This is a genomic window from Duganella sp. (assembly GCF_039595735.1).
In the GTDB taxonomy this organism is placed as follows: domain Bacteria; phylum Pseudomonadota; class Gammaproteobacteria; order Burkholderiales; family Burkholderiaceae_D; genus Rugamonas.
Genome location: NZ_JBCNLB010000016.1, coordinates 70,593 through 89,184, shown reverse-complemented (window position 1 = coordinate 89,184; position 18,592 = coordinate 70,593). Strand labels below are relative to the sequence as shown.

Genomic DNA, 18,592 nt, shown 5'->3' with positions numbered 1-18,592 from the left:
GAGCTACAATGGACCAATGCATGCGGGGGCAGGTTAGCCAAAGATGTGGCGGTAATCCAGTCGCGAGGAAGGCAAAATGAACCATGAGCTTGAAATTAGCCGGGCCGTTGACAGGGAGGATCTCGCGCATGCGTTGGCGCTTGCTGAGCAGTGGGTGGCTGAAGCGCCGGAAGCCGATGCGGCGTGGGGCAAGTTGGCGCATGTTCACGAAATGCGGGATGACTTAGTTAAGGCAAGCCATGCAGTCGCTGAAGCACTCAGGATTTTGCCGGATCATCCACCTTATTTGTTCGAGCAAGGCTATATCGCGTACCGGCTGGGGCACTACGCTCAGGCTGAAGGTGCATTCGGCTTATGTATCGAAAAATCTGAAACAGCACATGACGGTTTTTATCTGGATGCCGCCCGGATTGCGCGCGCCAGGTGTCTCGTGCTGGATGGCCGCCCCAGCCTGGCCGCCGATGTCATCGCTGATGCTGCTGCGGACTCAGCAACGTGGCTGGATGGACGATTTACCAAAGCGGATGTGTTGAATTCCATCCCCGGCGCAAAGACGAAATATTAGTCTGGCGCGGAGTTGCGCGCTTCGCGGCGCAGTGATTGCGGGGTGACGCCGCATTCGCGCACGAAGACTTCGCGCAGGTGGCTGCGGTCACGGAAGCCGGTTTCGCGGGCGATGACTTCCAGCGGGTGGATGCCGCGCTCGATCATGTTGCGCGCCACTTCCAGGCGCAGCTGCTCGATCGCTTTCGCCGGCGATTGCCCCGTCTCTGACTGGAAGATGCGCCCGAACTGACGTGGACTCAGGCTGGCAGCACGCGCCAGGTCATCAACCCGTATCGGCTGCGACAGATTCTTACGCGCGTATTCCAGCGCGATCTGGACCCGGTCTGACTTCGGTGCCAGTTTCAATAATTCGGATTGCTGCGATTGGCCGCCAGTACGGCGATTGTCCATCACCAGCACGCGCGCGGTGGCGGTGGCGACTTGCGGGCCCAGGTCGCGCTCCACCATGCCGAGCGCCAGATCCATCGCGGCGGTCAGGCCGGCCGAAGTCCAGATCGGACCATCAATGGTGAAGATGTGGTCCACCTCGATGCGCGCCGTGGGGCAGCGCTGCTTGAGCGTTTCGATATATGCCCAGTGCGTGGTGGCGCGGCGGCCATCGAGCAGGCCCGCTTCGCCCAGCGAAAACGTCCCGGTGCACAGCCCCACCGTGCGGCGCGAATGGCGCGCAGCGCGCTTGATGAATGCCAGTTCGTTTGCAGGCGTAGGGCGCAAGGTGGGATCGACGACGCCGCTGATCATCCACGAGTCGGATTCCGAGCCATCACCCACCGCCAACGTCTTCACCGTCACCCCCTGCGATGTGCAGATGTCGCCCCCCTCAAGAGAGTAGTTGCTGACCTGGTAGAACTGCTCACGCGCGACCACGTTGGCGAATTCAAAGACGGTTTGTGTCCCGAGCGCCATGACCTGAAAGCCCTCTTTCAACAAATACCCGATCCGATGCATCGCCTGCGTCCCACGTTCATGTCTGAAAACCTCATTATAAATGGCGTTGGAAATGTGTGTGTCAGCGGCGATGATAGTGGCCATTTTGTACAGCTTGTGCGAAACGCACGCAATGATAAAGGAGCATCATGAACAACCTGTTAAACCAGATCCTTGAGGCGCATGGCGGCATGGCGCGCTGGAAGTCGTTCCACACCCTGTCCGCACATCTGAAGCAAGGCGGTGTCCTGTGGCCGCTGAAGGGCAAGACCGGGATGCTGGACGAAGTGGATATCAGGATCCAGCTGCATCAGCCATGGACTTCGCATAGCCCGTTTGGCGGACCGCAGCGCCGCACTGCCGTAACGCCGCAGCGCGCGGCTATCGAAACTGCGGACGACACTCTGCTGGAGGAACTCACCGCGCCGCGCGTCAGCTTTGCCGGCCACCAGCTCGATACGCCATGGAGCGATACGCAACTGGCGTACTTCGTCGGCTACGCGATCTGGAATTACTTTACCGTGCCATTCACCCTGGCCACGCCAGGCTTCAGCATCACAGAACTACCGGCCTGGCAGGAAGATGGCCAGACCTGGCGCCGCCTGCAGGTGACGTTCCCTGAGCATATCGCCACGCACAGCCGCGTCCAGACTTTTTACTTCTCCGCCGACGGCCTGCTGCGCCGCCATGACTATGAAGTGGAAATCAGCGGCGGCGCGCCGGCCGTGCATTACCTGTCCGGCCACGTCACTGTGCAAGGCATCACGCTTCCGGCCCGGCACAGGGTGTACGTGCGTGATGCGGACGGCGGCCACCAGCCGGAGCCGCTGGTGGTGTCGATTGATGTCAGCGATATCCAACTGGCCTGATAATCACGGCAACGGGGAGGAGCATCAGCAGCACTAGTTGTTCCGCTTCGGCAGCGATAGCGCAAAATGTTCGGTCATGCCGCCCGAAATCGCAATGCTGGCCGCTTCCGTGCGGCTGCTGGCATTCAGTTTGACCATGATGGATTTGACGTGGAATTTCACGGTCTCGGTGGCGATGTCGAGCCGGCGTCCGATCGATTTGTTGCACAGGCCTCGCGACAGCAGTTGCAGCACATCGTCCTCGCGCGTGGTGAGGACGTTGCTGCCGCTGAGGTTGGCGATCTGGAAGGCGAGCGTCTGACACAGATAGGTGCGGCCGCGGGCCACACTGCGGATGCCGGCAACGAATTCCTCGACGCTGGAGCTGCTCAGAATGATGCCATGGATGCCGTGGTTGAAGGCGCATTGAATGGCGTGCTTGCGCGCGCTGCTCACCACCGCCACCACCCGCGCGCCTGGATAAGCGTCGCGCGGCTCCGCCACTGCCGATCCATCGATCACCAGCACCTCTACTTGCGGTGGCGTGCGCCCCTCGCTGTCCACTACGATTATCCTGCTGTCGCTTTGCAGGGCCGCGCAAGCGCCCGCGTGCAGCAGCGGCTCCCTGATGCGCACGGCGACATGCAGCGGCTTGATTTCATTCCAGTTCATTTCTACTATCCGGCTGATGATAACTGCTTAATATCATCGCCAGTTAGCCGCTCAGAGTCGAGTTAGCTCTTGTTGTACGTTGTGAGGACTGTTTCTGGTCTCCGGCAGCAGCAGTGTGGCTAACACCGCCGCGCAACTGGTGGCAGCGATGCACCATGCCGGCGCCATCGGATTGCCGGTGACAGCGATCAGCCACGTCACCAGGAATTGCACTGTGCCCCCAAACAGCGATACGCCGACCGAATAAATCAGCGCCAGTGCTGACGCCCGGCGTGCCGCCGGGAACAGCTCGCAGATCGTGGTCAGCACGGCGCCGGCCGTCACCGCGGTCAGGAAGGCCAGCGTGGCCGACATGACCAGCAAGGTCTGGGCATCCGGATGCGTCACCAGCCAGTCAAATGCCGGAATGCAGATCACGGCAGTGAGCAGCCGCGGCCAGAACATCAGCGGCCAGCGGCCGTAGCGGTCCGCCAGATGGCCGCCGATGAGGGCGCCGGCCAGCGTGGTCAGGCCGATGGTGATGGCGGCCTGCAGGCCATCCGCTGGCGGCAAATGCAGCACTGCCGTGCCGTAAGTGCTCATGTAGCTGCCGATATAGGTGGACACCGTACCGCCGGCAATCACCAATATCCCGAGCAGCACCGGGCGGCTGCGCCACGGCAGCGCCCTGGAGGACGCTTGCACTGCGGCCGGTGGCGCCAGGGTTTCCGGCATTTTGAAGCGCAACACCAGCGCGATCGGAATCAGCACGGTGCCGACGGCGAACGGCACGCGCCAACCCCAGTCCAGCATTTGCGCGGGGCTCAGCGACAGCGCTAACGCCAGCCCGAGCGCGCCAGCCAGTGCCGAGGCGATGCCCTGGCTGCCCATTTGCAGGGCAACGTAGGAGGCCCGCCGATGTTCCGGCGCCCCTTCCAGCAGGAAGGCGGTGGAGGGGCCGGTTTCGCCGCCCAGCGCAAAGCCCTGCACCAGCCGGAACAGGGTGATGAGGAGCGGTGCGCAGACGCCAATTGTGGCGTAGCCGGGCGTCAGCACCACGCCCGCCGTCCCCAGCGTCATCAGGATGGCGCTGAGCAGCAGCGCAGGGCGGCGGCCGGCGCGGTCGGCATAGCGGCCGATCAGCAGGCTGCCGACAGGACGGGCAATGAAACCAACGCCAAACACGCCGACCGACAACAGCAAGGCCATGTTGGGATCGGCCGCAGGGAAGAACACCTTGCCGATGGTCTGCGCAAAAAACGCGTAGACCACGAAGTCGAAGAATTCCAGTCCGTTGCAGACGACGACGCCCAGGACGATGGCTTTGTCAGGACGGCTGCTCAATTTCCGCATACTGCTCAATGAACGCCCGGGCGCGCGCAAGGTCGGGCGATTGTTGATTTGCCGCCGCGCTCAGTAGCGGCGACAGCAGCGGCACCACCGCATCCGCGCGGTCTTGCGCAATGCGCAGTTCGGCCAGTGCCACGCTGGCGCGCAACTGCTCCGACCATGCGCCTTGCGTGGCGGCCAGGGTAATCGCGGACAGCAGGCTTTGCTCGGCCTGGTCGGACCGCCCCATCCTGGCGAGGCATTTGCCGCGCGTGGTCAGGAATTCCGGCATGCGCAGCAGGTCGCCGCCGCGCTGGATGGCGGCTTCCGCTTCATCGCAGGTGGACAGGGCGGCTGCGTGCAGCGACAGGTCGGACAAGCCTTTTGCCATCAGGATGAGTGCCACGCTGGTGATCATCTCGTAGCCGTATTCATGCAGGGCGGCCAGCGCATCGCGTATGCGCTCGCCGCCGGCTGCCTGTTGGCCGCGGATGATCATGGTCTGGCCGTACAGGATGTCGGCGGCCTTGCGGTAAGGCTCCAGCGAGTGCAGCTTGCCCACGCGTTCCAGTTCGCCGGCGACGGTGGTGATGCGCGCGACATCCTCGGCAAAGCTGTACACCGACCCGGCCCAGATCAGCGCCAGGCAATAGGTCACCGCGTGGCCGTGATGTTTGGCCTTGAGGATGGTTTCCTCGGCCAGCGCATATGCTTGCGCATAGCGGCCGGTGAGCCACAACGTCCGGCTCATGCCGCACAGTGCGCGGATATGATATTCAAAGCCGGACTTCGAGTCCAGCACATGCGGCGCCTTGGTCGTGTAGCTGAAGCAGTTTTCCCAGTGCCGCACCGAGTCGTCGATTTTCCCCACCAGGTGCAGGCATACCCCCATCAGTGAGTCGACGACGAAGCGCGATTGCGGATCGTCCAGCACCGTCAGCAGCGATTGCGCCCTGTGCGCGGTCGCCAGCGCCTCGGTGTACCGGCCTTCCCGATGCAGCAGCACCAGATAGCCGCTCAGCAGGTGCAGCATTTCCGGCAGGTCGCCCAGTTCTTCCGCCAGCGCGATGGCACGGCGGTAGGCTGTGGCGGCGCGGCCGCTGCGGCCGCTGCCGAGGAACATCAGCGACTGACCCAGCGCGCGCTGCAGACGCATCTCCAGCTGGGAGCCGGTCTGCGCTTGCGGCAGGCGCGATAGCGCTGCCTGCGCCCAGCGCGCGCACTCCACCAGTTGCGAGTGCTGAAGCAGCAGAGGGCAGGCCACGGCCGCCAGCCCGATGGCCTTGGTGACCTGGGCATCGTCGAGCAAATACCAGTCCAGCGCGGCGCGCAGATTGGGCAGGTCCAGCGCGATCAGGTCGGCGGTGCCGGACTGCTGGGAGAACTGCACTATCCACTGATTGAAGAAATCCGCATAGCGTTGCGTCACAGCGGCCAGTTCATCGGACTCCCGCAGCAGCTTGCGGCAATAGGATTTGGTGGTGTCCAGCATGCGATAGCGCAGCGTGGCGCCACCCGCGTCCACTGCCACCAACGATTTTGACACCAGGCTGGCCAGCAACTCGATGGCCACAAACTGGTGCTGGTCCGGGCAGCAGACGGCGATGGCCGCATCCAATGAAAACGTGCCGGCAAAGACGGACAGGCGGCGCAGCAGCAGGCTTTCCTCGGCCGGCAGCAGCTTGAAGCTCCAGTCCAGCGTGGCGCGCAGGGTCTGATGGCGTGCGTTGGCCGTGCGCTGGCCGGGCCAGGACAGCGTGGCGCCGGCGTCGAAGTGCTGGGTAATCGCGCGCAGACCCAGGGCTTCGATGCGGCTGGCGGCCAGCTCGATCGCCAGCGCGATGCCTTCCAGATCGCGGCACAGGCGCGAGACCAGCGGCGCGTCTTCATTGGACAGGATGAAATCCATGCCGCCGGCTGCCGCCCTTTCAACGAACAGCTGCACCGCCGGGTAGGCCAGTGCCTGCTGCCCAGTCAGTCCATCGCCATCGGCGGGGAAGGCCAGTGGCTGCAGGCGATAGACGTATTCGCCGACCACCCGCAGCACTTCGCGGCTGGTGACGAGAAAGCGGATCTCCGGGCAGTTGCGCAGAATGCTCTCGACCAGCCTGGCCACTTCGTCGATCAGGTGTTCGCAACAATCGAGCACGATCAGCGATGCGCGTCCGGCCAGGTGGGCTTCCAGCGCGCGCTGATCATCGGCGCAATGCGCCATGCCGATGGCGCCAGCCACGGTGGCGTGCACCAGCGCGGGTTCGGTGATGTAGGAGAAGTCGACGAAGTGGACATCGCCGCCGGACTGTCTGGCTGCCATGTGCATGGCCGCAATGGCAACCGTGGTCTTGCCGATGCCGCCGGAGCCGACCACCGACACTAATCGGTAGCGCGTCAGCGCATGTGCAAGCGCGCCGATTTCTTCGTCGCGCCCGAGCACCAGGGTGGACAGCGCCGGCAAGCGCACGGCCGCTTCAGCCTTGGCGACGGCGGGCGGTGCACCTGGCATGGTGCGCATCACTGGCGCGACAAAGCTGTAACCTTTGTTTGCGACGTTGACGATGTAGCGGTTGCTACCGCTGCTGTCGCCCAGCGCCTTGCGGATGGCGACGATGTGGAAACGCAGGCTGCCTTCTTCCACCACCATATTCGGCCAGACTCTGGCCAGCAGCTCGCGTTTGCCGACTACTTCACCGGCCGACGCCACCAGCGCAATCAGCACGTCGAGCGCACGTCCGCCCAGCCGCACGGGCATGCCGTCCTGTTCGAGCAGGCGTTCGGCCGGGGAGAGCGTAAATGGACCAAATTGCGCGCGCCACTCGAAATTCATATTTTTATTCACACCATCCTAACAGAGCATCAGCGGCCGATTTTACCCTATATGGGTGGTTGTGCGTGCAGTCCCAATCGCCCAAACTGCCTCGCAAATACTGGATAAGGCAGGAACATGCGGACCAATAATGTGGTGCTGGTTCACGGCGCCTTTGTTGACGGAAGCTGCTGGGAACCGGTCTACCGGGTACTCAAAACCAGGGGTTACAAGGTGCAGGTGGCGCAGCATCCTGCGACCTCGCTGGCGGCCGACGTTGCCGCGGTCAGGGCCGTGATTGAGATGCAGGATGGACCGGTGACGCTGGTGGGGCACGGCTATGGCGGTGTGGTCATCACCGAGGCGGGCAATCATGAAAAGGTGGCGGCTCTGGTGTACATCGCCGCCTTCGTTCCGGACAGTGAGGAGTCGGTGCAAACGCTGATCGCCCACCCGCCGCCAGGCGCACCGGTCCCGCCAATGCTGGCGCCGTTCAAAGGCATGCTGCGCCTGGAGTGCGCAAAGTTCGCGGACGCGATGGCGGATGATCTGGACCCGCAGCGCGCCCAGTTCCTGGCCTGTGCCCAACGGCCGTTTGGCGTCGACGCGTTCAGCGCAGCGGTGGTGAGGCCGGCGTGGCGGGCAAGGCCAAGCTGGTATCTGGTCGCCACCGGGGACAGGATGATAGCGCCCGACGCGCAGCGCAACATGGCCCGTCGCGCCGGCGCAGTGGTGATTGAAACGGCGGCCAGTCATTTGGTGCAGGAAGCATCTCCCACTTTGGTGGCAGGCCTGATTGAGCAGGCCGCGCGGGCGCGCACGATGTCCTGATTTACCCACTTCTTTGTCTGTGGCCTTTTTTAGACAGTGCCTATAATTTTTTCTACACTTTTCGCAAGGAGATTGCATGACAGATCGTCGGTTATTCCTCAAAGCCATGGCGGCGGCAGGCGGCGGCCTGCTGCTGCAGGTGGCGATTCCCAGCGCCCGCGCGCGCGATGGCGCCGCATGGCAGGCTAACGCGGTGGTGCGCATCGCCGCTGACGGCAAGGTGCATCTGGTCATGCCCTACATCGAGATGGGCCAGGGCACCTATACCTCGATACCGATGCTGATTGCCGAGGAGCTGGAAGTTGACCTGAAAGATGTGGTGCTTGATCACGCGCCAGCGGACGACAAGGCTTACATCAATCCGGCGTTGGGCTTCCAGGTCACCGGTGGCTCGACCACCATCCGCGCCGCATGGATGCCGATGCGCCAGGCCGGCGCCGCCGCGCGCATGCTGCTGGTGCAGGCGGCAGCGCAGCAGTGGAAGGTTGATCCGTCCAGCTGCCGCGCCGAACACGGCGTAGTGATGCACGCCGCCAGCGGCCGCAGGCGGCGCTACGGCGCATTGGCGCAGGCCGCCGCCGCACTGCCGCTGCCGGCGGCGGAAGCGATCGTGCTGAAGCAGCCGCAAGACTTTCGCCTGATCGGCAAGGCCCAGCATCGCCTCGACACGCCCGGCAAGCTGAATGGTTCGGCGCAGTATGGCATCGACGTGCAACTGCCTGGCATGAAGGTGGCCGCGCTGGCCATCACGCCGGCCTACGGCGGCAGGCTGCTGGGCTTGAACGAAGCGGCCGCGCTGAAAGTGAAGGGCGTGCGGCAGGTGGTACGCCTCGATAACTGCGCTGCCGTGGTGGCGGACAATTATGGCGCGGCGCAGAAAGGCTTGTCGCTGCTGGAGCTGCGCTGGGACGACGGCCCGAACGCCCAGCTGTCCACGGCCGACATTGTGGCCGACATGGCACGCGCGGCCAAAGAAGGTGCGGCCAGGGTGCGTAGCGATGGCGCGCCTGAGCAGGCGCTGGCCAAGGCCAGCCGCGTGCTGGAAGCGACTTACGAGCTGCCGTTCCTGGCCCACGCCGCCATGGAGCCGATGAACTGCACCGTGCACGTGCAGCCGGACCGTTGCGACGTCTGGACCGGCACGCAGGTCATCACGCGCGCCCGCTCGGTTGCGGCGAAAGTCACCGGCCTGCCGGAAGAGAAGGTCACCGTGCATAACTTCCTGCTCGGTGGCGGCTTTGGCCGGCGCCTGGAGATCGACGGCGTCGAAATGGCGGTGCGCATCGCGCGCGAGGTCAGGCATCCGGTCAAGGTGATCTGGAGCCGCGAGGAAGATATCCAGCACGATATGTTCCGTCCCTACTTCTACGACCGCGTGCGCGCCGGGCTCGATGAGCAGGGCATGCCGGTGGCATGGTTCCATCATCTCACCGGCTCCTCGGTACTGGGGCGCTTCCTGCCACCCGCCTTCAACAACGGCTTCGATCCGGAGACGCTCGATGGCGCGGAAGCGCCGCCATACGCTTTCAGGGCCATCCGCGTTGACTATACGCGCCACGAGCCGCCGCATATCCCGACCGCGTTCTGGCGCGGTGTCGGCCCGACCCACAATGTGTTTGTGGTGGAGAGCTTTATCGACGAACTGGCAGCCGCCGCCAGCGCCGATCCGCTGCAATACCGGCTGGCGCTGATGCAGCAGAATCCGCGCGCCGCCAACGTGCTGAAACTGGCGGCGCAAAAGGCCGGCTGGAACGGCCAGCGCAATGGCGATGTGGGACGCGGCCTGTCGGTGCAATTCGCTTTCGGCACCTATATGGCGATGGTGGTCGATGCGCAACTGGTGGATGGCGAGGTGCGCGTCAGGCGTGTGGTGTGCGCGGTCGATTGTGGCGTGGTGGTCAATCCGGACACCGTGAAGGCGCAGGTGGAAAGCGCCGTCATCTTCGGCATTTCCGGCGCGCTGTATGGCGACATCACGTTCAGGAACGGCCGTGTCGAGCAAAGCAACTTCCACGATTACCGCGTGCTGCGCATGCATGAAACGCCGGCCATCGAGACCCACATCGTCACCAGCAATGAAGCGCCGGGCGGCATGGGCGAACCGGGAACGTCGGCATTGATGCCGGCGCTGGCCAACGCCGTGTATGCCGCTACTGGCAAACGTATCCGAAAACTGCCGATCGCCACGGCCTTGCAAGCAAGCTGACAGGAGTAAAACATGATGAATCTGAATATCAATGGCAAGTCCGTGAAAGTGGAGGCGGAAGCCGATACCCCGCTGCTGTGGGTGCTGCGCGATGAACTCCACATGTCCGGCACCAAATTCGGTTGCGGCATGGCGCTGTGCGGCGCCTGCACCGTCCATATCGACGGCCAGCCAACGCGCGCCTGCGTGATGCCGCTGTCATCCGCGGTCGGCAAGCAGATCACCACCATTGAAGCGATCGGCGCCACCCCGGTTGGCAAGCGCGTGCAGGCGGCATGGGCCGAAATCGACGTGCCGCAATGCGGCTACTGCCAGTCCGGCCAGATCATGGCGGCGACCGCGCTGCTGCGCGCGATACCCAAGCCGACCGACCAGGATATCGACCAGGCCATGTCCGGCAATATCTGCCGCTGCGGCACCTATCCGCGCATCCGCGCGGCGATTCACAAAGCTGCGGGGCAGGCATGATGCGCCGCCTGCTCCCGCTGTGCCTCGCGCTGGCGGGCCTGGCTCACGCCGAAGGCGATGGCAAGTTGTTCGACCCGGTCGCCAGCGTGGTGATGACGCCGCGCTGCGTCAACTGCCATCAGGCCGAAGCGCCGCGCCAGAAGGACTTCGCGGTGATACACGCGCAGCAGGTGGTGCGCGGCAAGGATGGCCATGGCTCGGCGGCGCTGCATTGCGCCGCCTGCCACCAGACGGCCAATACCGCGCAAGGCAAGGTGCCGGGGGCGCCGAACTGGCATCTGGCGCCGCTCAGCATGCGCTGGCAAGGGCTGGACAAGAAAGCCGTTTGTCAGCAGATGCGCGATCCCAGGCGCAACGGCAATCGCCAGACCGGCGAGCAGGTCATCGAGCATATGAAGACCGATCCGCTGGTGCTGTGGGCCTGGAATCCGGGGAATAACCGCACCACGCCGCCGATGTCGCACGAGGAATTCGTTCGCGTGCTGGAGCAGTGGGCGGCTGCCGGCATGCCCTGTCCGGATTAAGACAACGCGGCCAGGGTGGCGTCCAGTACGGCACGCAGCCGCGGCGAGCGTTTCAGGTCCTTGTGATAACCGGCCCAGACGTCGCGTCCCGGCGGCGGCTCGCCCAGATCGACCAGGCGCAGGCCGCGTATGCCATCGCCTATGACACGCGGCAGCACCGCCAGCCCAGCGCCGTTGCGGCACAGCGCGGCCTGCACGTCGCGGCTGTTGGCGCGCAGCGCGGCTTGCGCCTTGGGCAGGCGGCGTCGCAGCCAGGTGACGTCCGCCAGTTCGCCGTACGCGGTGTCCATGATGATCAGGCGATGATGGTTGTCGTCGGCCTGGCGCAGATAGGCGCCGGAAGCGTAGACGCCGAATTCCGCGTGCATGGCCTTGCGCTGGACGACATCCGCTTCGTCGAACTGGCGGAAGCGGAAGACAAGGTCCGCCTCGCGCCGCGCCAGGCTGACCAGCCGTGTTTCAGTAATCAGCTCGATGGTCATGGCCGGATGCCTGCCGCTGAAGTCAGCGAACACCGGCGCCAGCACGTGCGCCCCGAACCACTCGGTGGTGGAGACGCGCAGCAAGCCCTCCAGTTGCTGCTGGCCGGACAGCTTGCGCAGCACCGCGTCCGCCTCGTGCGCCATCTGCTGTACATGCTCGAATACCGCCTCTCCTTCGTGGGTCAACAGGAAGCCGTCATCGGTACGCTGGAACAGCGTCTGGCCCAGTTCTTCTTCCAATACGCGGATGCGCCGCCCCATGGTGGATTGCGATTGGCCGAGCATGCGCGCTGCGCCGCTCAACGAGCCGTGACGCGCGATGGCCAGGAATATCTTCAGGTCGTCCCAGTTGGTGGTCATGTCTTGCCTATGCATTTTTGCATAAGTGTAACTCATTTGTGGAGGTGTTCAACCGGTTTTGCATAAGGTAATCTGCCCCTCAATGACCGCCTGCAAACGGCGGCGCAGTCTTCATCCCAATAAACTCATGGAGTTCGACATGTTCGCACGCATCACTTCCGCCTTGCTGATGGCAGCCAGCCTGGCCACCGCCTATCCAGCCGCCGCATCGCTTGGTAACATCGAAGTCGTGCACGAGTTTGACGGACCGATGCCGACCGGCGTGACGGTATCGGCCAAGGGCCGGATCTTTGTCAATTTTCCGCGCTGGGGCGACGATGTCCGCTTTACCGTTGGCGAAATCCGTGACGGCAAGGTGGTCGCCTATCCGTCCCAGCAGCTGAATACCTACGATCCCGCCCGGCCTGCGCAAACGCTGTCCAGCGTGCAAAGCGTGGTGGTCGATGCGCTCGACCGGCTGTGGATACTGGACCCGGCCGCACCCAATTTCCAGACCCGCATCGATGGCGCGGCCAAGCTGGTGGCGGTGGACCTGAATACCAACCAGGTGGTCAAAACCATCGTCATTCCTGCCGGCGTGGCGCTGGACAGCACCTATCTCAACGACGTCCGCTTTGACTTGCGTGTCGGCAAGGCCGGCGTGGCTTACATCACCGATTCCTCGCTGAGCGGTCCGGGGGGAATCATTGTGGTCGATCTGGCGAGCGGCAACAGCTGGCGCAAGCTGACCGGCCATGCGTCCACCTCGGTCGATCCAGCGTTTGTGCCGTTCGTGGAAGGGCAGCGCCTTGCCCAGCGTGCGCCGGGCAAGGCGCCGGCGCCGTTCGGCGTGGCGTCCGACGGCATCGCCCTGTCGGCGGATGGCAAGACCTTGTTTTACAGTCCGCTGTCCAGCCGACACCTGTTTTCGGTGCCGAGTTCCCTGCTGATTGATCCGTCCGCAAACGATGCGGCGGTGGCCCAGGCGGTGCAGGATCTGGGCGAGAAGGGTGCCTCCGATGGCATGGAAGCGGACGACAAGGGCCGTCTGTATGCCAGCGATTACGAGCACAACGCCATCCATCAGCGTCTGCCGGATGGCCGCTGGAATACCCTCGCCACCGATCCGCGCATGCTGTGGCCGGATACGCTGTCGATCGGCCCGGACGGCTATCTGTACTTCACCGCTAACCAGCTGCATCGCCAGGCCGGTTTCCATGACGGCAAAGATTTGCGCACCAAGCCGTATGTCCTGTTCCGTGTCCGCATCGACGCCGGCCCGGTGCTGCTGAAGTAATATGGATACCGCACGCAAAAGCGTTGCCGCGCTGCCGGTGGCCCTGTTCGGCGCAGTCATGGGGCTGGCCGGCCTGGCGCTGGCCTGGCGCGCCGCCCACGAACAGCTGGGAGCACCCGGATGGGTGGGTGAGGGACTCAGATGGCTGACCCTGCTGGTATTCATTGTGGTCACTGCCGCTTATGGCGCCAAAATGCTGGCCGCCATCGATGCCGTCAAGGCCGAATTCCAGCATCCGGTCGCCGGCAATATGTTCGGCACTGCGCTGATCAGCATGCTGTTGCTGCCCATGCTGCTGGCCGACGTCAGCCTGCCGTTCGCGCGCGCCGGGTGGGTCATCGGCGCGGTCGGCATGGCGGCGTTTGCATGGCTGGCGGTCAGCCGCTGGATCAGGGGACGGCAGCAGGTGGAACACGCCACGCCGGCCTGGATCGTGCCGGTGGTCGGCATGCTGGATGTGCCGCTGGCAGTGCCATCCCTGCACTGGCAAGGCTTGCACGAAATCACGCTGTTTGCCCTGGCGGTCGGCCTGTTCTTCGCGCTGCCCCTGATGACGCTGATTCTTTCGCGACTGATCTTCCAGCCGCCCATGCCAGCGCCGCAGCAACCCTCGCTGATGATCATGCTGGCGCCGTTCGCGGTCGGCTTCTCCTCGTATGCCATCACCCTGGAGCGCATTGACGATTTCGCGCAGGCGCTGTACATGCTGATGCTGTTCATGCTGGCCGTGCTGCTGGGACGTCTGAGACATCTGCCGTCCTGCTCGCCATTCCGCGTATCCTGGTGGGCGGTCAGTTTTCCGCTGGCAGCTACAGCGGGGGCGGCGCTGCGCTACGCAGCCCATGCGCCGGGACCGTTTGCGGATGGAATTGCCATGCTGTTGCTGGGCCTTGCCACGCTGGTGATCGCCGCGTTGTTCCTGCGCACCCTGCTTGGCCTCCTGCGCGCTGAGTTGCCGACGCTGATAGGCTAGGACGCCCGCTGGGTGCATCCGGGCATGGCGGCAGCAGCTCAAAGCTGCGCGCCGCAGTCCTTGCAATAGCGCGCGCCGGGTTCATGGCCCGGGCTGAGGCAGCTCGGGCAGATGCGCGGCAGCAGGGCGCGCTGGCCGCGCTGGTGGGTGATCTCGGAGCTGATGATGCCGGTCGGCACCGCCAGAATGCCCCAGCCCAGCAGCATCATGAAGGAGGCGATGGCGCGGCCGATGTCGGTCTTCGGCACCAGGTCGCCAAAGCCGACCGTGGTCATGGTCGAGATGGCCCAGTACACCGCTGTCGGGATGCTGGTGTAGCCATGTTCCGGCCCTTCCACCACGTACATGACTGTTCCCAGCAGGAACACGATCAGGAAGACCACCGACAGGAAGACGAAGATCTTGCGGCGGCTGGCCAGCAGCGCATCGCCCAGCATGCTGTATTCCTGGATGTACAAGACCAGTTTCAAAATCCGGAAAATGCGCAGCAGACGCAGGATGCGCACCCCCATGATCACATGCGCGCCCGGCACGAACAGCGACAGATAGCTGGGCAGGATGGACATCAGGTCGATGATGCCGAAGAAACTGCGCGCATAGACCACCGGCCGCTGCACGCACAGGCAGCGGCCGATGTATTCGATGGTGAACAGCACGGTGAAGAACCACTCGGCACCGTGCAGCCAGGCGCCGTATTCGGATGCAATCGACTGCACGCTGGTCAGCACGATCACCAGCACGCTGAGCAGGATGGCGCCGATCAGCGTCAGGTCAAACGCCCGTCCCTTGGGCGTGTCCGACTCAAAGATGATGGCGTAGAGTTGCGCGCGCCAGCCGTCGGCCGGCTTGCCGAGGCGTTGTTGCAGCGGATCGATAGGACGTGGGGTATTCATGGGCATCTATCTTACCGGCAAATTCAACAAGCTGGCGGGCATATCGAATAGGCATGGCTTGCGTGACTTTCCTCATGCCTGCGGGAGCCGGCTTTGGGCTAGCATGGCGGCATGAAAAAATTACTGATCGCGCTGTTGATGGCCGCGGCCTTGCCCGCCCGCGCCGAAGCGTTTGCCAAGGGCGCGGACATCGGCTGGCTGCCGCAAATGGAAGCCACCGGCTACCAGTTCTATAACAAGCAGGGCAAGCCGGAAGACTGCCTGCAGATCCTCAAGGATCTTGGCATCAACACGGTGCGCCTGCGTACCTGGGTGCATCCGTCCGATGACCGCGCCAGCGGCCATAACAGCCGCGATGAAACGGTTGCCATGGCGCTGCGTGCGCAAAAGATGGGCATGCGGGTGATGATCAATTTCCATTACAGCGACAGCTGGGCCGACCCGCAGCAGCAGCGCAAGCCGGCCGCCTGGGTGGGCCACGATTTTCCGCAACTGCTGAAGGATGTCTACGCCCACACCTATGATGTGATGAGCGCGCTGAAGCGGGCTGGCGTCACGCCGGAGTGGGTGCAGGTCGGTAACGAAACCCGCACCGGCATGATTTATCCGGAAGGCCACATCGACAACTGGCCGCAGTTGGCGCAGCTGATCAACCAGGGCTATGACGCCGTCAAGGCCGCGAGTCCCGCCTCCAAGGTGGTGCTGCACCTGGACCGCGGCAACGACAATCAATGGTTCCGCACCTGGTTCGATAACGCCAGGGCCAACGGCGCCAGATACGATGTGATCGGCATGTCTTACTACCCGTTCTGGCTCGATGGCCGGCCGGACTACAAGCTGTCCATTGATGATCTTGGCCGCAATCTGAACGACATGGCGGCGCGCTACGGCAAAGAGGTGATGGTGGTGGAGGTTGGCGGCGAGGATACGCAACCGCAAAACACCTACGACATGCTGCTGGCCGTGCAGCGCAAGGTGCGCGAGGTGCCGGACCAGAAGGGGCTGGGCGTGATTTACTGGGAGCCGCAGGGCGCGCGCAGCTGGAGCCACTACGAGTTGAGCGCATGGGGCGCCGATGGCCGTCCGACCAGGGCCATGGACGCATTCTTGGATTCCTTATAAACAAACTCGCTTATTTTCGTTCCCAGTGATTTTTCAGTTGGTATACTTTTCACAAAAATCACTGAAGGAGCGGGATGAAGAAGCATTTGATGGCGCTGGCGGTTGTTGGCGCATTCGGCATGGCGCAGGCGCAGGAAGGCGCCGCCGATCAGATAGAAAAAGTCGAGGTGACCGCCACCCGCACCGGCGCGGTCGACGTGCAGCAGGTACCGGCCGCGATCACGGTTATCAAGCCGGACAGCCTGACCAGATATGGCCAGGGCAATCTGAACGATATCGCCAACCTGGTGCCGGCCATGTCGCTGCAGGAGCAGGGCGCGGGCGTCAACAACATCACCATCCGCGGCCTGGTGGTGCGCGGCATTGTGCCGTCCGAGGTGCAGGATGCCTCGCTGGTGGCGGTCTACATCGATGACATGCCGGTGACGCTCAAGTCCGGCAATCCCGACCTGAAAGTGCTGGACCTGGAACGCGTGGAAGTGCTACAAGGTCCGCAAGGCACGTTGTTTGGCGCCGGCGCCATGGCCGGCACGGTGCGCCAGATTACTCAGAAGCCGGAATTCAATGATTTCTTCGGTTCGCTGGAGGCGGTGGGTTCGCAGACCTCCAAATCCGGCGGCAGCAACTACAACCTGCGCGGCAGCGTGAACGTGCCGGTCAGGAGGGATGTGCTGGCGCTGCGCCTGACCGGCTACACCGGCAATGATTCCGGCTATGTGCTCAACCAGGTCAACGGCAGGACCGACAACGATGTCTCGACCAACCAGGGCCGCATTGCCGCGCGCCTGCGCGCGTCGCCGGACCTGCTGGTGGACGCCAGCGTAACCGCTTCCAACATCAAGGGCGGCATCAACGATGCGTATTCCGGGCTGGCGCCGTACACCACCAACTCGCTGATCCCGCAGACCAGCAAGGACAATCTGCAGCTTTATAATCTGACGCTGAACTACGATGCTGGCGCGGCGCAGCTGGTGTCGTCGACGTCCTACCTGCATCGCGACACGCTGTACATCAACTCGGGCCAGTACAAGGCCACCGCGTTCATCTTCGGCGGCCAGCTGCCGCTGATCGCTTCGTCCTACGTGATCGGCAACAAGATTACCAACTTCGCGCAGGAGTTCCGCCTGCAATCCAAAGCGGGCGGCCCGCTGAAGTGGACTGCCGGCGCCTTCTACACCCAGGGCAAGCGCGACCTGCGCCAGGATCAGCCGACGCCAGGCTTCGACGCACGCTTTGCCGCCGTGAAGAACTTCCCCGGCTATAACTCGCAGCTGAACGACAATGCCTTCACGCCGGACGATTACTTCTCGGGCACGCAGAACATTGATTCGAAGGAGGCCGCGCTGTTTGCCGAAGCCACCTACACCGTGTGGGACAAACTGGACCTGACCGCCGGCCTGCGCCTGTTCCGCGGCACGCAGGACTTCGACCTGAAATTCAGTGGCCTGTTCGGTAACCTGATCAACTCGACGCCGGCCAAGCCGCAGAGCAGCATCCCCGAGACCAGCAACAGCAGCGAAACCTCCAGGGGCGCCAATCCGCGCTTCGCCGCCGCTTACCGCATCGACCCCGATCACACGGTGTACGCCTCGGCCGGCAAGGGCTTCCGCTACGGCGGCAACAATCAGCCGGTGCCATTCGACTTCTGCGGCCAGAACGCGCCATCGACCTTTGCGCCGGACAGCCTGTGGAACTTCGAAGCCGGCTCGAAGAACGCGCTGTTTGACCGCCGCGTGATCCTCAATGCCAGCGCCTACCTGATCAAGTGGAAAGATGTGCAGGTGTTTAACAAGCTGCCGTGCACCTACTACTTCACCCAGAACGCCGGCAAGATCCGCAGCGAAGGCGTGGAGCTGGAGACGTTCTTCAAGCTGTCGCGCCAGGCTTCGTTTGGCGTCAGCGCCACCTTCAACCACGCTTACGCTGCCGAGAAGGTGGTGACTGGCATCGTCGCCCAGAACATTCCGGAAGACGCGCGCGTGCCGTACGCGCCGAAGTTCGCCGCCAGCGCGGTGGCCAACTATGTGATTCCGCTGGCGGGCGGGGAGGAGATCAGCTTGTCGGCCAACTATGCGCACCGTGGCGAGTCGTTCACCAACTTCGCCGCCTCGCAGGGCAGCTACTCGCGCATCCCTTCGTCCAATACCGTGAACGCGACAGCGGTGTACAAGACCGGCCCGTATGAATTTGGCCTGTTCGGCACCAACCTCACCAACGGCGCCAAGATCAGCGACGTCACCACCAACACCATTGCGATCCAGCCGGGCGACAATCTGTACATGATTCGCCCGCGCACGGTCGGCGTGCGTGTCAAGGCGCGCTTCTAAGCCTT

General features: G+C 63.6%; 16 protein-coding genes. 10 read left to right on the top strand and 6 right to left on the bottom strand.

Features of this window, described 5'->3' with window-relative positions; translation table 11 throughout:
- The first annotated feature begins 76 nt into the window (after window positions 1–76).
- Window positions 77–565 carry a hypothetical protein gene (locus tag ABDW57_RS22055; RefSeq protein WP_343732297.1) on the top strand — a complete coding sequence of 163 codons (489 nt, stop codon included), beginning with the start codon at window positions 77–79 and terminating at the stop codon, window positions 563–565.
- Here ABDW57_RS22055 and ABDW57_RS22050 read toward each other — a convergent pair.
- The gene (locus ABDW57_RS22050) at window positions 562–1,515 is read right to left on the bottom strand and encodes a GlxA family transcriptional regulator (protein WP_343732296.1); all 954 of its coding nucleotides are present in this window, start codon (window positions 1,513–1,515) and stop codon (window positions 562–564) included. The two genes, ABDW57_RS22055 and ABDW57_RS22050, sit on opposite strands and share 4 nt — an antisense overlap.
- A gap of 128 nt (window positions 1,516–1,643) precedes the next feature.
- Between ABDW57_RS22050 and ABDW57_RS22045 the strand changes: the two genes are divergently transcribed.
- On the top strand, window positions 1,644–2,363 hold the full coding sequence (locus tag ABDW57_RS22045) for a hypothetical protein (protein ID WP_343732295.1): 720 nt from the start codon (window positions 1,644–1,646) through the stop codon (window positions 2,361–2,363).
- A 33-nt stretch (window positions 2,364–2,396) separates the two neighbouring features.
- Here ABDW57_RS22045 and ABDW57_RS22040 read toward each other — a convergent pair whose 3' ends face one another.
- From ABDW57_RS22040 to ABDW57_RS22030, 3 genes are read right to left on the bottom strand one after another with little or no spacing between them, the layout of a single operon-like run.
- On the bottom strand, window positions 2,397–3,014 hold the full coding sequence (locus tag ABDW57_RS22040; protein ID WP_343732294.1) for a response regulator transcription factor: 618 nt from the start codon (window positions 3,012–3,014) through the stop codon (window positions 2,397–2,399).
- 51 nt (window positions 3,015–3,065) lie between these two features.
- Window positions 3,066–4,346 (bottom strand): MFS transporter, encoded by a 1,281-nt coding sequence (locus ABDW57_RS22035; RefSeq protein ID WP_343732293.1) that lies wholly within the window; start codon window positions 4,344–4,346, stop codon window positions 3,066–3,068.
- The gene (locus ABDW57_RS22030) at window positions 4,321–7,146 is read right to left on the bottom strand and encodes a winged helix-turn-helix domain-containing protein (RefSeq protein ID WP_343732292.1); all 2,826 of its coding nucleotides are present in this window, start codon (window positions 7,144–7,146) and stop codon (window positions 4,321–4,323) included. The genes ABDW57_RS22035 and ABDW57_RS22030 overlap by 26 nt, the downstream gene beginning before the upstream one ends.
- Window positions 7,147–7,263: 117 nt before the next feature.
- On the opposite strand from ABDW57_RS22030, the gene ABDW57_RS22025 reads away from it, so the two are divergent.
- The 4 genes from ABDW57_RS22025 (at window position 7,264) to ABDW57_RS22010 (ending at window position 11,154) form a co-directional block, all read left to right on the top strand.
- Window positions 7,264–7,956 (top strand): alpha/beta hydrolase family protein, encoded by a 693-nt coding sequence (locus ABDW57_RS22025; RefSeq protein ID WP_343732291.1) that lies wholly within the window; start codon window positions 7,264–7,266, stop codon window positions 7,954–7,956.
- Between the two features lie 76 nt (window positions 7,957–8,032).
- The gene (locus tag ABDW57_RS22020; protein WP_343732290.1) at window positions 8,033–10,162 is read left to right on the top strand and encodes a molybdopterin cofactor-binding domain-containing protein; all 2,130 of its coding nucleotides are present in this window, start codon (window positions 8,033–8,035) and stop codon (window positions 10,160–10,162) included.
- 12 nt (window positions 10,163–10,174) lie between these two features.
- Window positions 10,175–10,630: a (2Fe-2S)-binding protein gene (locus tag ABDW57_RS22015; protein WP_343732289.1), complete on the top strand. Its 456-nt coding sequence runs from the start codon at window positions 10,175–10,177 to the stop codon at window positions 10,628–10,630.
- Window positions 10,627–11,154 (top strand): hypothetical protein, encoded by a 528-nt coding sequence (locus tag ABDW57_RS22010; protein WP_343732288.1) that lies wholly within the window; start codon window positions 10,627–10,629, stop codon window positions 11,152–11,154. The genes ABDW57_RS22015 and ABDW57_RS22010 overlap by 4 nt, the downstream gene beginning before the upstream one ends.
- Here the strand turns inward: ABDW57_RS22010 and ABDW57_RS22005 are convergent.
- Complete coding sequence (locus tag ABDW57_RS22005; protein WP_343732287.1) at window positions 11,151–11,996, bottom strand: LysR family transcriptional regulator; 846 nt, start codon at window positions 11,994–11,996, stop codon at window positions 11,151–11,153. The genes ABDW57_RS22010 and ABDW57_RS22005 overlap by 4 nt on opposite strands.
- 139 nt (window positions 11,997–12,135) lie before the next feature.
- On the opposite strand from ABDW57_RS22005, the gene ABDW57_RS22000 reads away from it, so the two are divergent.
- Entirely contained in the window at window positions 12,136–13,272 is a 1,137-nt protein-coding gene (locus tag ABDW57_RS22000; protein WP_343732286.1) for an L-dopachrome tautomerase-related protein, read from the top strand.
- Between the two features lies 1 nt (window position 13,273).
- Window positions 13,274–14,245 (top strand): SLAC1 anion channel family protein, encoded by a 972-nt coding sequence (locus tag ABDW57_RS21995; protein WP_343732285.1) that lies wholly within the window; start codon window positions 13,274–13,276, stop codon window positions 14,243–14,245.
- Between the two features lie 38 nt (window positions 14,246–14,283).
- Here the strand turns inward: ABDW57_RS21995 and ABDW57_RS21990 are convergent, their stop codons facing one another.
- Window positions 14,284–15,138, bottom strand: coding sequence for an ion transporter (locus tag ABDW57_RS21990; protein ID WP_343732284.1), 855 nt, complete (start codon window positions 15,136–15,138; stop codon window positions 14,284–14,286).
- A gap of 111 nt (window positions 15,139–15,249) precedes the next feature.
- Between ABDW57_RS21990 and ABDW57_RS21985 the strand changes: the two genes are divergently transcribed.
- Both ABDW57_RS21985 and ABDW57_RS21980 read left to right on the top strand, forming a co-directional pair.
- Window positions 15,250–16,260 carry a glycosyl hydrolase 53 family protein gene (locus tag ABDW57_RS21985; protein WP_343732283.1) on the top strand — a complete coding sequence of 337 codons (1,011 nt, stop codon included), beginning with the start codon at window positions 15,250–15,252 and terminating at the stop codon, window positions 16,258–16,260.
- Window positions 16,261–16,334: 74 nt separating this feature from the next.
- A complete protein-coding gene (locus ABDW57_RS21980) occupies window positions 16,335–18,587 on the top strand; it encodes a TonB-dependent receptor (RefSeq protein WP_343732282.1) in 2,253 nt (750 codons plus the stop codon).
- Window positions 18,588–18,592 lie beyond the last annotated feature (5 nt).

Excerpts from the sequence above, each read along its gene's own strand:
- ABDW57_RS22055 (WP_343732297.1), top strand. The coding sequence starts at position 77 with ATGAACCATGAGCTTGAAATTAGCCGGGCCGTTGACAGGGAGGATCTC.
- ABDW57_RS22045 (WP_343732295.1), top strand. The coding sequence starts at position 1,644 with ATGAACAACCTGTTAAACCAGATCCTTGAGGCGCATGGCGGCATGGCG.
- ABDW57_RS22005 (WP_343732287.1), bottom strand. The coding sequence starts at position 11,996 with ATGACCACCAACTGGGACGACCTGAAGATATTCCTGGCCATCGCGCGT.
- ABDW57_RS22010 (WP_343732288.1), top strand. The coding sequence starts at position 10,627 with ATGATGCGCCGCCTGCTCCCGCTGTGCCTCGCGCTGGCGGGCCTGGCT.
- ABDW57_RS22020 (WP_343732290.1), top strand. The coding sequence starts at position 8,033 with ATGACAGATCGTCGGTTATTCCTCAAAGCCATGGCGGCGGCAGGCGGC.
- ABDW57_RS21990 (WP_343732284.1), bottom strand. The coding sequence starts at position 15,138 with ATGAATACCCCACGTCCTATCGATCCGCTGCAACAACGCCTCGGCAAG.
- ABDW57_RS22000 (WP_343732286.1), top strand. The coding sequence starts at position 12,136 with ATGTTCGCACGCATCACTTCCGCCTTGCTGATGGCAGCCAGCCTGGCC.
- ABDW57_RS21985 (WP_343732283.1), top strand. The coding sequence starts at position 15,250 with ATGAAAAAATTACTGATCGCGCTGTTGATGGCCGCGGCCTTGCCCGCC.
- ABDW57_RS21995 (WP_343732285.1), top strand. The coding sequence starts at position 13,274 with ATGGATACCGCACGCAAAAGCGTTGCCGCGCTGCCGGTGGCCCTGTTC.
- ABDW57_RS22030 (WP_343732292.1), bottom strand. The coding sequence starts at position 7,146 with ATGAATTTCGAGTGGCGCGCGCAATTTGGTCCATTTACGCTCTCCCCG.
- ABDW57_RS22050 (WP_343732296.1), bottom strand. The coding sequence starts at position 1,515 with ATGCATCGGATCGGGTATTTGTTGAAAGAGGGCTTTCAGGTCATGGCG.
- ABDW57_RS21980 (WP_343732282.1), top strand. The coding sequence starts at position 16,335 with ATGAAGAAGCATTTGATGGCGCTGGCGGTTGTTGGCGCATTCGGCATG.
- ABDW57_RS22025 (WP_343732291.1), top strand. The coding sequence starts at position 7,264 with ATGCGGACCAATAATGTGGTGCTGGTTCACGGCGCCTTTGTTGACGGA.
- ABDW57_RS22015 (WP_343732289.1), top strand. The coding sequence starts at position 10,175 with ATGATGAATCTGAATATCAATGGCAAGTCCGTGAAAGTGGAGGCGGAA.
- ABDW57_RS22040 (WP_343732294.1), bottom strand. The coding sequence starts at position 3,014 with ATGAACTGGAATGAAATCAAGCCGCTGCATGTCGCCGTGCGCATCAGG.
- ABDW57_RS22035 (WP_343732293.1), bottom strand. The coding sequence starts at position 4,346 with ATGCGGAAATTGAGCAGCCGTCCTGACAAAGCCATCGTCCTGGGCGTC.